A 12,252-nucleotide genomic window follows, 5' to 3' on the forward strand; every position below is an offset into this window, starting at 1 on the left:
GCGAGCTTGCTCGCGATGAGCCTGTAGGCACCGCGGGGTATCAGGTTTCCCGCGTCTTCGTTGATGAGCATCGCAAGTAAACTCGCTCCCACAGTAAAAAAAGCGCAAAAAAAGGCCGCATCATTGGATGCGGCCTTTTCGTTTACAGCGCCAATCAGGCCTTCGCAGCTGGACGCTTGTCTTCAACGGTCCACTTGCCGCCGTCGTAATACGCCTTCCAGCCAGTCGGCTTGCCGTCGACTTCGGTCTGCACGTATTGCTCTTTGGTCTTGCGGCTGTAACGGATCACGGCAGGGAGGCCGTCCGGATCTTTCTTCGGTGCTTCACAGAGGAAGTGATACTTCGGATCGATCTCGTCCTTGTGCGGGATGATTTCCATGACCAGCGGCGCACGGGTCTCGCGGTTTTTCGGGAACTGGCTGGCCGCCAGGAACAGGCCGGACGCACCATCACGCAGGATGTAGGTGTCGTTGACCTTTTCGCATTTCAGCTCAGGCATCTTCACCGGATCCATCTTCGGCGGCGCCGCGTCACCGCTTTTCAGTAGCTTGCGGGTGTTCTTGCAGGTCGCGTTGGTGCAACCGAAGAACTTGCCGAAACGGCCGGTCTTGAGTTGCATCTCGCTGCCGCACTTGTCGCACTCCAGGCTCGGACCTTCGTAGCCCTTGATGCGGTAGGTACCCTCTTCGATTTCGTAGCCATCGCAATCCGGGTTGTTGCCGCAGATGTGCAACTTGCGCTTCTCATCGAGCAGGTAGGCATCCATCGCCGTGCTGCAGATCGGGCAACGATGTTTGCCACGCAGTACCAGCGATTCCGACTCGCCCTCGTCATCCGCAGCGATTTCATCGCCTGGTACGAGGTTGACCGTAGCCTTGCAGCGTTCTTTCGGTGGCAGGCTGTAGCCGGAGCAACCGAGGAACACGCCAGTCGATGCGGTACGAATCTGCATTGGACGGCCGCAAGTAGTGCACGGAATATCGGTCATTACCGGCTGGTTGGCACGCATGCCGTTTTCCGGGCTTTCAGCTACTTCGAGTTTTTTCTTGAAATCGCCATAGAACTCGTCGAGCACGTTTTTCCAGTCGCGTTCACCCTGGGCCACGTCATCGAGATGCTCTTCCATGCCGGCGGTGAAGCCGTAGTCCATCAGGTTCGAGAAGCTCTCGGACAGACGCTCGGTAACGATGTCGCCCATCTTTTCCGAATAGAAACGACGATTGTGCAGCGCCACGTAGCCGCGATCCTGGATGGTCGAAATGATCGCCGCGTAGGTCGAAGGACGACCGATGCCGCGTTTTTCCATTTCTTTAACCAGGCTGGCTTCCGAGTAACGGGCCGGCGGCTTGGTGAAGTGCTGGGTCGGATCAAGCTTGATCAGCTTCATCGCGTCGCCCTGGGCCATGTCCGGCAGCACATCGTCATCGCCCGGCTTGGCGATTTGCGGCATGACACGGGTGTAACCGTCGAACTTCAGGATGCGGCCCTTGGCGCGCAGCTCGAAATCGCCGGCACCGACAGTGACGGTAGTCGACAGGTATTGCGCCGGCAGCATCTGGCAAGCGAGGAACTGGCGCCAGATCAGCTCGTAGAGCCGCTCTGCGTCACGCTCCATGCCCGACAGCTTGCTTGGCTCGGTGTTGGCGTCGGACGGACGAATCGCTTCGTGAGCCTCTTGTGCGCCTTCCTTGCTGCTGTAGACGTTCGGGGTCTCCGGCAGATACTTTTTGCCGAACTCGCCTTCAATATATGTGCGCGCCATCGCCACGGCATCAACCGAGAGGTTGGTCGAGTCGGTACGCATGTAAGTGATGTAGCCGGCTTCGTACAAACGCTGGGCCATCATCATGGTTTTCTTCACACCGAAGCCCAAGCGGTTGCTCGCGGCCTGTTGCAGGGTGGAAGTGATGAACGGTGCCGAGGGCTTGCTGCTGGTCGGTTTGTCTTCACGCTTGACGATGCTGTAGCTGGAAGCCTTGAGCTTCTCCAGCGCGGCCATCGCCTGGGCTTCGTTGAGCGGCTTGAAGGCTTCGCCCTTCTCGCGAGCCACGTCGAAACGCACGGTCGCGCCTTTGGCGGTACCAAGGTCGGCGTGCACTTCCCAGTACTCTTCAGGGATGAACGCGCGGATTTCACGCTCGCGCTCAACAACCAGCTTCACGGCAACCGATTGCACACGGCCGGCGGACAGACCGCGGGCAATCTTGGCCCACAGCAGCGGCGAAACCATGTATCCCACGACGCGGTCGAGGAAACGACGCGCCTGCTGGGCGTTGACGCGATCGATATCCAGCTCGCCTGGTTTCGAGAAAGCTTCCTGAATCGCCTTCTTGGTGATTTCGTTGAACACCACCCGCTTGTAGCGGGTGTCGTCACCACCGATGGCTTCGCGCAGGTGCCAGGCAATGGCTTCCCCCTCGCGGTCCAAGTCGGTTGCGAGATAGATGGTGTCAGCATCTTTGGCGAGCCGGCGCAGCTCTTCGATGACTTTTTCCTTGCCCGGGAGGATCTCGTACTTGGCTTTCCAGCCATGATCCGGATCGACCCCCATGCGCGCGACCAGCTGCTTGCGCGCCTTTTCTTTCGGCGACAAGGCCGGCGCTTCGCCCGCAGCAGCCTTGCCGCGCTTGGCGGCTGGCTCTTTGCTGGCGCTAGCCGAACCGCTGGTGGGCAGGTCTCGGATATGGCCGATACTCGACTTCACCACGTATTCGTTGCCCAAATACTTGTTGATGGTCTTGGCCTTAGCCGGGGATTCCACAATGACCAGCGATTTGCCCATGGATCAGAAAATTCCTGAATTCTAGAAGTGAAAGGCGGTTGGCGCCTGACGCGGCACCGCTATATATAGTGGCTACAAGATGAGGTCAAGCGCAGGGTCTTGCGCGAACTCCGCTTATGGCTTGGTAAAAAGGCTCTCTTCGGCCTGCACCAAAGCAAAGCGTGGCACCTGTTCGCCGTCAACCTCAACAGACTCCAGGAACATGCTCAAGGGACGCACCCAAAAGCCGTAATCGCCATACAGGGCTTGGTAGAAGACCACTTCTTCCTCGGTTTCCGAATGCCTCGCGACACTGAATACGCGGTACTGCGGACCTTTGTAATGTTGGTAGAGCCCAGGTTGTATCGGCATGCTTTGGCCCTCACTCAAATTTTTTCAAAATAAAAACAAAAATAAATCCGGAAAAACAAAAACCGGGGCACTTGGCCCCGGCTTCCATCGACGAAACGCTTAAACGCGTTCGAAGACGGTGGAGATGCCTTGGCCGAGACCAATGCACATGGTGGCTACCCCGAGGTTGCCGCCATTTTGCTTCATCACGTTGAGCAAAGTGCCGGAGATACGCGCACCGGAGCAACCGAACGGGTGACCCAGGGCGATCGCGCCGCCGTGCAGGTTAACCTTCTCGTTCATCTTGTCGAGTACTTTCAGATCTTTCAGCACTGGCAGGGCCTGTGCGGCGAAAGCTTCGTTGAGCTCGAAAAAGTCGATGTCGGAGATGCTCAGACCCGCGCGCTTCAATGCTTTTTGTGTGGCCGGTACTGGACCATAGCCCATGATTGCCGGGTCCACACCTGCCACTGCCATCGAACGAATCACCGCCAAAGGCTGAATACCCAGGTCCTGTGCACGCTGCGCCGACATCACGATCATGCACGAAGCACCGTCGGTGATCTGCGACGAAGTGCCGGCTGTCACGGTGCCGCCCTTCGGGTTAAACGCTGGCTTCAATGCCGCCAGGCTTTCCAGGGTGGTTTCCGGACGAATGGTTTCGTCGTAGTCGAAGGTTTTCAGGAAACCGTTCTCGTCGTAGCCCTGCATCGGGATGATTTCGTCTTTGAACTTGCCTTCCACGGTCGCTTTATGGGCGAGTTGGTGGGAGCGCACGCCGAAAGCGTCCTGTTGCTCGCGAGTGATACCGTGCATTTTGCCCAGCATTTCAGCGGTCAGGCCCATCATGCCCGAGGCTTTCGCCGCGTACAGGGACATGTGCGGGTTCGGATCGACACCGTGCATCATGCTCACGTGGCCCATGTGCTCGACGCCGCCGACGACGAACACGTCACCGTTGCCGGTCATGATCGCTTGCGCAGCAGTGTGCAGCGCGCTCATGGACGAGCCACACAGACGGCTGACGGTCTGGCCGGCCGAGGTGTGCGGGATCTGGGTCATCAGCGACGCCATGCGCGCAATGTTCCAGCCCTGCTCCAGGGTCTGGTTGACGCAGCCCCAGATCACGTCTTCGACTTCGCTCGGGTCAACTTTGACGTTGCGTTCCAGCAATTTGCTGATCAGGTGCGCCGACATGTCTTCGGCGCGGGTGTTGCGGTGCATGCCGCCCTTGGAGCGGCCCATCGGAGTACGACCGAAGTCGACAATCACGACGTCTCTAGGATTCAAGCTCATAAGTTCACTCTCACTCTAGTTGGGGGCGCTTAACCGAAGAAGCTCTGGCCGTTTTTGGCCATTTCGCGCAGCTTCGCGGTCGGGTGGTACAGCGCGCCCAAATCAGCGTACTGGTCAGCCAGGGCAACGAACTCTGCCACACCGATCGAGTCGATGTAGCGCAGCGCACCGCCACGGAATGGAGGGAAACCAATACCGTAGACCAGACCCATGTCGGCTTCGGCAGCGGTTTCGACGATGCCGTCTTCCAGGCAGCGCACGGTTTCCAGGCACAGCGGGATCATCATCCAGTTGATGATGTCTTCGTCGGTGACTTCGCGCTGTTCAAAGACGATTGGCTTGAGCACTTCCAGCACCGACGGATCGGCCACTTTCTTCTGCTTGCCCTTCTTGTCGGTCTCGTAGGCGTAGAAACCCTTGCCGTTCTTCTGACCCAGGCGCTTGGCTTCGTAGAGCACGTCAACGGCCGAGCGACGGTCGTCTTGCATGCGGTCCGGGAAACCTTCAGCCATCACGTCACGACCGTGGTGGCCGGTGTCGATGCCGACCACGTCCATCAGGTACGCCGGGCCCATCGGCCAGCCGAATTTTTCCATGATCTTGTCGATACGGACGAAGTCCACACCGGCGCTGACCAGTTTGGCGAAACCGCCGAAGTACGGGAACAGTACGCGGTTGACCAGGAAGCCCGGGCAGTCGTTGACGACGATCGGGTTCTTGCCCATTTTCTTGGCGTAGGCAACGGTGGTGGCAACAGCCAGTTCGCTGGACTTCTCGCCACGGATCACTTCCACCAGCGGCATCATGTGCACCGGGTTGAAGAAGTGCATGCCGACGAAGTTTTCCGGACGCTTGAGGGCTTTGGCCAGCAAGGTGATGGAAATGGTCGAGGTGTTGGACGCGAGGATCGTGTCCTCTTTGACCTTGTCTTCAACTTCAGCCAATACCGCTTGCTTGACCTTAGGGTTCTCGACGACGGCTTCTACCACCAGGTCCACGTGGCCGAAGTCACCGTAGGACAGGGTTGGACGGATGCCGTTGAGCACTTCAGCCATTTTCGCGGCGGTCATGCGGCCTTTATCAACGCGGCCAACCAGCAGCTTGGCAGCTTCGGCCAGACCCTGCTCGATGCCGTGCTCGTTGATGTCCTTCATCAGGATCGGCGTGCCTTTGGACGCCGACTGATAGGCGATACCGCCCCCCATGATGCCGGCGCCGAGTACGGCGGCCTGCTTCACGTCCTTGGCGATCTCGTCGTAGGCCTTGGCCTTTTTCTTCAGCTCCTGATCGTTCAGGAACAGACCGATCAAGCTCTGTGCGGCAGAGGTCTTGGCCAGTTTGACGAAACCTGCAGCTTCGACTTCCAGCGCCTTGTCGCGACCGAAGTTCGCGGCTTTCTGGATGGTCTTGATCGCTTCAACCGGCGCCGGGTAGTTCGGGCCAGCCTGACCGGCCACGAAACCTTTGGCGGTTTCGAAAGCCATCATTTGTTCGATGGCGTTCAGCTTCAGCTTTTCCAGCTTCGGTTGACGCTTGGCCTTGTAGTCGAATTCGCCGGAGATGGCGCGCTTGATCATTTCCAGCGCAGCTTCCTGCAGCTTCTCAGGCGCAACCACGGCATCGACGGCGCCGACTTTCAGCGCGTCTTCAGGACGGTTTTCCTTGCCGGAGGCAATCCACTCGATGGCGTTGTCGGCACCGATCAGGCGCGGCAGACGCACGGTACCGCCAAATCCTGGGTAAATGCCCAGCTTGACTTCCGGCAGACCGATCTTGGCCTTGATGGACATGACGCGGTAGTCCGCCGCCAGGCACATTTCCAGACCGCCACCCAAAGCGATGCCGTTGATGGCAACCACTGTCGGGACGTTGAGGTCTTCGAAATCGCTGAAAATCTTGTTGGCTTCGAGGTTGCCAGCAACAAGCTCTGCATCCGGCAGCTTGAAGTTGTCGACAAATTCGGTGATGTCGGCGCCGACGATGAAAACGTCCTTGCCACTGCTGACGATCACACCCTTGATCGAAGCATCTGCCTTGATGGTGTCCACGGCCTGACGCAGTTCGTTCAGGGTTAGACGGTTGAACTTGTTGACGGACTCACCCTTGAGGTCGAACTTCAGTTCGACGATGCCACTTTCAAGAGCCTTAACCGTGATGGCTTTACCTTCGTAAATCATCAACTGATCTCCACGATATGGAAGCTGAACAGTACACGTCGGACGCAGGCGAATGGCTGGCAGGACGTCAATCGTCAATGCTACGCCAATCCACCCGGCACACCCGCCAACGCGATAGTCGGGATTCTGTAGGAGCGGTCTGAAATACAAACGCTCAATTCATACGCCCGTTTGATTTGGGTACGCCACCTTCACGGAATTTCCGGCAATTGTCAATCGCCCAAAATGCGGGTTTAAACGCGACTTTGCGGTCACTTCCGTAACGCGAAGATCTCTAACACGCGGGTGCATGTGCTGCCATTCATAGGATCTATCATTAGAAAAGTCGCCCTAATTCACTGCAACTCGTGTTTAACAAGCTACGCTGGCGGAATCTGGAGAAAAAATTTTGAACGCTTTTGGCGAATGCCCGGCGTAAGATCAGCCCACTGCGAATTACCGGCCTGCCTGGCCAACCCGCCCGATGTTGTTGTCGGGCTTTTTATTGCCTGACGTTTCGCACCCTCGCAGTGCGAAACGCGATCGAAGTCATGCCAATGCTTTCAACAGCACATCAATGTCCTGCAAAACCGCCGCTTCGCCCTTCTCTCCCCAATACAGGGCGATCATTTGCTTGTCGGCCTCGACCTTGTAGACGTTGCCCGGCAATTTTTCGAAATGATTGAGCAGTGCTCGATCCTCGCAGGTTTCCTGCCACTGATTGACCCACAGACCCGGTGATTTCTGCCAGTAACTCCAGCAGGCTGGTTGCGTACCGCGCCGTGGCCGATGGTACTGCGCGCAGGGGTTTGGCGGCTCCTGACCGAGCCAGTGGGGCCATTCCTGAGGTGCAAGCTGCATGGCCAACCCGATGCGTCGCGCCTCCATGCGCAGGGCCATCCGACCACTCTGATAGCGAGACGGTCGCAACCATGCCAGGGGGCTGAGAACCACCAGCAGGATTGACACCACTATCCAGACCGTCATATCTGTACTCCCGATTTTGAATGAGCGCATTGAGTCTCTTTGGAACCAATGCGCTTGAAACCAGCCATACTTACCAATATTGCATTCCTCAGGAGGAGCACCTCATGCCCTACAACCATATCCTGGTCGCTGTAGATCTAACCGAAGAGTGCGACCCTGTAATCCACCGGGCTCGCGAGCTGTCGGTGAGCAACGGTGCGAAGTTGTCCCTGGTGCACATTGTCGAGCCGATGGCCATGGCCTTTGGCGGCGACGTACCGATGGACCTGTCACAACTGCAACAACAGCAGTTCGATCAGGCCAAGGAGCGCCTCGAACGGCTGATTGTGAAATATCCGGAGCTCTCCAAGGAATACAGCCACCTGACCTACGGCCAGCCACGCCAGGAGATTCACCACCTGGCCAAGGAACAGACCTGCGACCTGATCGTGGTGGGCAGCCATGGCCGGCACGGCCTGGCACTGCTACTGGGCTCCACCGCCAACGACGTGCTGCACGGTGCGCCTTGCGATGTGCTGGCGGTGCGCCTGCAAAACAAAAGCTGACAGCACCTGCCTTTTGTAGAAAAGCCCGACACTCGAGTCACCGAGGTCGGGCTTTTTTATTGCAGGATCAATCAGGCATCCAGCTCGGCCCAGCGCTCGACCATCACGTCGAGTTCAGCCTGCAACTGCGACAGCTGGGCGATCACCGCAGCGGTTTCGGCAGCCGGGCGCAGGTAGAAACCGCTATCCGCCATCTGCGCTTCAACGGCAGCGATCTGCTGTTCCATGGCTTCGATCTGCCCTGGCAAGGCTTCCAGCTCGCGCTGCAGCTTGTAGCTGAGCTTTTTCTTCGCTGGTGCTTCGACGGCTGCCGCAACAGGCGCAGGCTCGGCCTTGACCACAGCGGAGTTCAGGTCGGCCTTGCCGGATTTGCTCTCGGTCACGCCCAGCAGACGCGGCGAACCGCCCTGACGCAGCCAGTCCTGATAACCACCGACGTATTCGCGAACCTTGCCTTCGCCTTCGAAGACCAGGGTGCTGGTGACCACGTTGTCGAGGAATGCCCGGTCGTGGCTGACCATCAGTACGGTGCCGTTGAAGGTCAACAGGACCTCTTCCAACAGTTCGAGGGTTTCAACGTCGAGGTCGTTGGTCGGTTCGTCGAGTACCAGCAGGTTCGCTGGTTTGCTGAACAATTTGGCCAGCAACAGACGGGCACGTTCTCCACCGGACAGCGCCTTGACCGGCGTGCGGGCACGCTGCGGGCTGAACAGGAAGTCGCCGAGATAGCTCAGCACGTGGCGGCTCTGGCCGTCGATATCGATGAAGTCGCGACCTTCGGCGACGTTGTCGATCACGGTTTTTTCCAGATCCAGTTGATGGCGCAACTGGTCGAAGTAGGCGACATCGATCTTCGTCCCCTCTTCTACCTTGCCACTGGTCGGTTGCAGGCCGCTGAGCATCAGCTTGAGCAGCGTGGTCTTGCCGGTGCCGTTGGCGCCGAGCAGACCAATGCGGTCGCCGCGTTGCAACACCATCGAGAAATCCTTGATCAGGAACGGCCCGCCCGGGTGAGCGAAGCTCACGTTCTCAAGCACCATCACCTGCTTGCCGGACTTGTCGGCGGTTTCCAGCTGAATGTTGGCCTTGCCAGTACGTTCACGACGTTCGCTACGCTCGACGCGCAACGCTTTCAGAGCACGCACGCGGCCTTCGTTACGGGTACGACGAGCCTTGATGCCTTGACGAATCCACACTTCTTCCTGGGCCAGACGCTTGTCGAACAGCGCGTTGGCGGTGGCTTCGGCAGCCAGTTCGGCTTCTTTATGCACGAGGAAACTGGCGTAGTCGCCGTTCCAGTCGATCAGGCCGCCGCGGTCCAGTTCGAGGATGCGGGTGGCGAGGTTTTGCAGGAAGGAACGGTCGTGCGTGATGAACAGCACGGCGCCCTGGAAATCTTTCAACGCCTCTTCCAGCCAGGCGATCGCACCGATGTCCAGGTGGTTGGTCGGTTCGTCGAGCAGCAGCAGGTCCGGTTCGGAAACCAGAGCCTGGGCCAGCAGGACACGGCGACGCCAGCCACCGGACAATTCGGCGAGGGTTTTGTCGGCCGGCAACTGCAAACGGCTGAGGGTGCTGTCGACCAGGGTTTGCAAACGCCAGCCATCGCGGGCTTCGAGGTCGTGCTGGACGTGCATCAACTTGTCCAGATCGGCGTCGGTGACGATGTTCTGGCTCAGGTGGTGATATTCGGCGAGCAACGCGCCGACACCGTCCAGGCCTTCGGCAACCACGTCGAACACCGTCCGCTCGTCGGCTACCGGCAATTCTTGCGGCAATTCGCCAATCTTGAGGCCGGGTGCGCGCCAAACCGAGCCGTCATCGGGCTTCTGGTCGCCCTTGACGAGCTTCATCATGCTGGACTTGCCAGTGCCGTTGCGGCCGATGATGCACACCCGCTCTCCACGGGCGATCTGCCAGGACACCTTGTCCAACAACGGCATAGCGCCGAAAGCAAGGGACACATCGCTGAATTTGAGCAGGGTCATGAGCTTCTCCAAAAACCGGGCGCGCATTCTACCTGAATCGAGGCTTCAGAAGGCCGGCAATTTCACTGTCGAAGCACTCTGCACAACAAATGTTGCGAACTGATGCAGACAGGTCCGCAAAGCTTTCGCCTGCTGCTGGCAAAAGGCTAAGCTACGGATAATTCAGTGTGGTCATCGCCCGCACTTGTCATGATTTTTTAAGTCCGGACGTCTCATGCGCAGTCGCCTTTTCAAGCTTTTGTCCTGTTTTTTACTGTCTGCCGCTGCCGTTCAAACCGCTCAGGCGGTGGACCTGTCCACCCAACGCCAGTATTACGATGAAGCCAAGCGCGCCCTGGCCAAGGGCGACAGCGGTCCTTACTTCCGTTACAGCCAGGCGCTGGCCGATTATCCGCTGGAACCGTATCTGGCGTATGACGAGCTGACCGCGCGCCTGAAAACCGCAAGCAATGCCGAAATCGAAAAATTCCTTGCCGAACACGGCGACCTGCCGCAAGCCAACTGGATGAAACTGCGCTGGTTGCGCTGGCTGGCCGATCGCGGCGACTGGGCGACCTTTGTCAAGTATTACGACCCGAAAATGAATTTCACTGAGCTGGATTGCCTGAACGCGCAGTACCAGATCAGCCACAACCTCAAATCCGAAGGTTATGCCAACGCCAACAAACTCTGGCTGACTGGCAAATCTCAACCAGTCGCCTGCGATGCGCTGTTCGGCATGTGGGCCGCTGACGGCCAACTGACCGAACAGAAACGCTGGGAACGCACCAAACTCGCGGCCCAGGCACGCAACTACCCACTGGCCAACAGCCTGACCAACGGCCTGACCACCCTCGCCCCTCGCGGCCGCTTGTTGGTCGATGTAGCGCAGAACCCGGAACTGTTGAATCAGCCATCGCGCTTCACTCCGGCCGACGAGCCGATGTCCGACGTAGTCAGCCTTGGCCTGCGCCGCCTCGCCCGCCAAGACCCCGACAGGGCCATGAACCTGCTGGACGGGTACGCCAGCAGCATGCATTTCTCGCGGGATGAAAAAGTCGCGATTGCTAGAGAAATCGGGCTGACGCTCGCCAAGCGTTTCGACAGCCGCGCACTGGACATGATGACCAAGTACGACCCGGAACTGCGCGACAACACCGTGTCCGAATGGCGCTTGCGCCTGTTGTTGCGCCTGGCCCGCTGGGACGATGCCTATCAACTGACCCGCCGCCTGCCGCAGGATCTCGCGACGACCAACCGCTGGCGCTACTGGCAGGCCCGAAGCCTGGAGCTGGCACAACCGCAAAGCCCGGAACCGCAATCTCTTTACAAAAACCTCGCCCGTGAACGTGACTTCTATGGCTTTCTCGCAGCAGATCGTTCGCAATCCCCCTATTCGCTGAACAACAAACCACTGGTGATGAGCCAGGCGCTGATCAATAAAGTGCGCAACACCCCCGGTGTACGTCGCGCTCTGGAGTTCCACGCCCGCGGGCAGATCGTCGATGGCCGACGCGAGTGGTATCACGTCAGCCGCCACTTCAGCCGCGACGAAATGGTCGCCCAGGCCAAGCTGGCCTACGACCTGAAATGGTATTTCCCGGCCATTCGCACGATCAGCCAGGCGCAGTATTGGGACGATCTGGATATACGTTTCCCGATGGCCCACCGCAACACGCTGGTACGTGAAGCGAAGAATCGCGGCTTGCATCCAAGCTGGGCGTTCGCCATCACCCGCCAGGAAAGCGCCTTCATGGACGACGCCCGCTCCGGCGTCGGTGCCAGTGGCCTGATGCAATTGATGCCCGCCACCGCCAAGGAAACCGCGCGCAAGTTCAGCATTCCGTATGCCTCGCCGCAGCAATTGTTCGATCCGGACAAGAACATCCAGCTCGGCGCCGCGTACCTGAGCCAGGTCCACAGCCAGTTCAACGGCAACCGCGTCCTCGCCTCCGCCGCCTACAACGCCGGCCCCGGCCGCGTGCGCCAATGGCTGCGCGGCGCGGATCACCTGAGTTTCGATGTGTGGGTGGAAAGCATCCCGTTCGACGAAACCCGCCAGTACGTGCAAAACGTATTGTCGTACTCGGTGATCTACGGCCAGAAACTCAACGCACCTCAGCCGATCGTTGATTGGCATGAGCGGTACTTCGACGATCAGTAACAGCCCCGCGCTGGAGCTGTTCTAA

At 58.7% G+C, this 12,252-nt stretch carries 8 protein-coding genes; 2 read left to right on the forward strand and 6 right to left on the reverse strand.

Annotated elements, in window-relative coordinates; translation table 11 throughout:
* Positions 1-154: 154 nt before the first annotated feature.
* From topA to ACNYC6_RS03895, 5 genes are all read right to left on the reverse strand, one after another.
* Entirely contained in the window at positions 155-2,782 is a 2,628-nt protein-coding gene (gene topA / locus ACNYC6_RS03875; RefSeq protein WP_419711165.1) for a type I DNA topoisomerase, read from the reverse strand.
* 114 nt (positions 2,783-2,896) lie between these two features.
* Positions 2,897-3,133, reverse strand: coding sequence for a DUF1653 domain-containing protein (locus ACNYC6_RS03880; protein WP_007986363.1), 237 nt, complete (start codon positions 3,131-3,133; stop codon positions 2,897-2,899).
* A gap of 99 nt (positions 3,134-3,232) precedes the next feature.
* Positions 3,233-4,408: an acetyl-CoA C-acyltransferase FadA gene (gene fadA, locus ACNYC6_RS03885; RefSeq protein WP_150701104.1), complete on the reverse strand. Its 1,176-nt coding sequence runs from the start codon at positions 4,406-4,408 to the stop codon at positions 3,233-3,235.
* 29 nt (positions 4,409-4,437) lie between these two features.
* A complete protein-coding gene (fadB, locus tag ACNYC6_RS03890; RefSeq protein WP_419711166.1) occupies positions 4,438-6,585 on the reverse strand; it encodes a fatty acid oxidation complex subunit alpha FadB in 2,148 nt (715 codons plus the stop codon).
* A 528-nt stretch (positions 6,586-7,113) separates the two neighbouring features.
* Positions 7,114-7,551 carry a hypothetical protein gene (locus ACNYC6_RS03895; RefSeq protein WP_419711167.1) on the reverse strand — a complete coding sequence of 146 codons (438 nt, stop codon included), beginning with the start codon at positions 7,549-7,551 and terminating at the stop codon, positions 7,114-7,116.
* A gap of 104 nt (positions 7,552-7,655) precedes the next feature.
* On the opposite strand from ACNYC6_RS03895, the gene ACNYC6_RS03900 reads away from it, so the two are divergent.
* A complete protein-coding gene (locus tag ACNYC6_RS03900; protein ID WP_214381980.1) occupies positions 7,656-8,096 on the forward strand; it encodes a universal stress protein in 441 nt (146 codons plus the stop codon).
* Between the two features lie 71 nt (positions 8,097-8,167).
* On the opposite strand, the gene ACNYC6_RS03905 is transcribed toward ACNYC6_RS03900, so the two are convergent.
* Complete coding sequence (locus ACNYC6_RS03905; RefSeq protein ID WP_419711168.1) at positions 8,168-10,084, reverse strand: ATP-binding cassette domain-containing protein; 1,917 nt, start codon at positions 10,082-10,084, stop codon at positions 8,168-8,170.
* 214 nt (positions 10,085-10,298) lie between these two features.
* Between ACNYC6_RS03905 and ACNYC6_RS03910 the strand changes: the two genes are divergently transcribed.
* Positions 10,299-12,227 carry a transglycosylase SLT domain-containing protein gene (locus ACNYC6_RS03910; RefSeq protein ID WP_419711169.1) on the forward strand — a complete coding sequence of 643 codons (1,929 nt, stop codon included), beginning with the start codon at positions 10,299-10,301 and terminating at the stop codon, positions 12,225-12,227.
* The last annotated feature ends 25 nt before the right edge of the window (positions 12,228-12,252 follow it).

Origin of the sequence: Pseudomonas sp. NFX224, assembly GCF_048565165.1 — a bacterium.
Classification (GTDB): Bacteria; Pseudomonadota; Gammaproteobacteria; order Pseudomonadales; family Pseudomonadaceae; genus Aquipseudomonas.

What these genes read in the sequence shown, in the direction of transcription:
- topA (WP_419711165.1), bottom strand. Translation starts at nt 2,782, where the DNA reads ATGGGCAAATCGCTGGTCATTGTGGAATCCCCGGCTAAGGCCAAGACC.
- ACNYC6_RS03880 (WP_007986363.1), bottom strand. Translation starts at nt 3,133, where the DNA reads ATGCCGATACAACCTGGGCTCTACCAACATTACAAAGGTCCGCAGTAC.
- fadA (WP_150701104.1), bottom strand. Translation starts at nt 4,408, where the DNA reads ATGAGCTTGAATCCTAGAGACGTCGTGATTGTCGACTTCGGTCGTACT.
- fadB (WP_419711166.1), bottom strand. Translation starts at nt 6,585, where the DNA reads ATGATTTACGAAGGTAAAGCCATCACGGTTAAGGCTCTTGAAAGTGGC.
- ACNYC6_RS03895 (WP_419711167.1), bottom strand. Translation starts at nt 7,551, where the DNA reads ATGACGGTCTGGATAGTGGTGTCAATCCTGCTGGTGGTTCTCAGCCCC.
- ACNYC6_RS03900 (WP_214381980.1), top strand. Translation starts at nt 7,656, where the DNA reads ATGCCCTACAACCATATCCTGGTCGCTGTAGATCTAACCGAAGAGTGC.
- ACNYC6_RS03905 (WP_419711168.1), bottom strand. Translation starts at nt 10,084, where the DNA reads ATGACCCTGCTCAAATTCAGCGATGTGTCCCTTGCTTTCGGCGCTATG.
- ACNYC6_RS03910 (WP_419711169.1), top strand. Translation starts at nt 10,299, where the DNA reads ATGCGCAGTCGCCTTTTCAAGCTTTTGTCCTGTTTTTTACTGTCTGCC.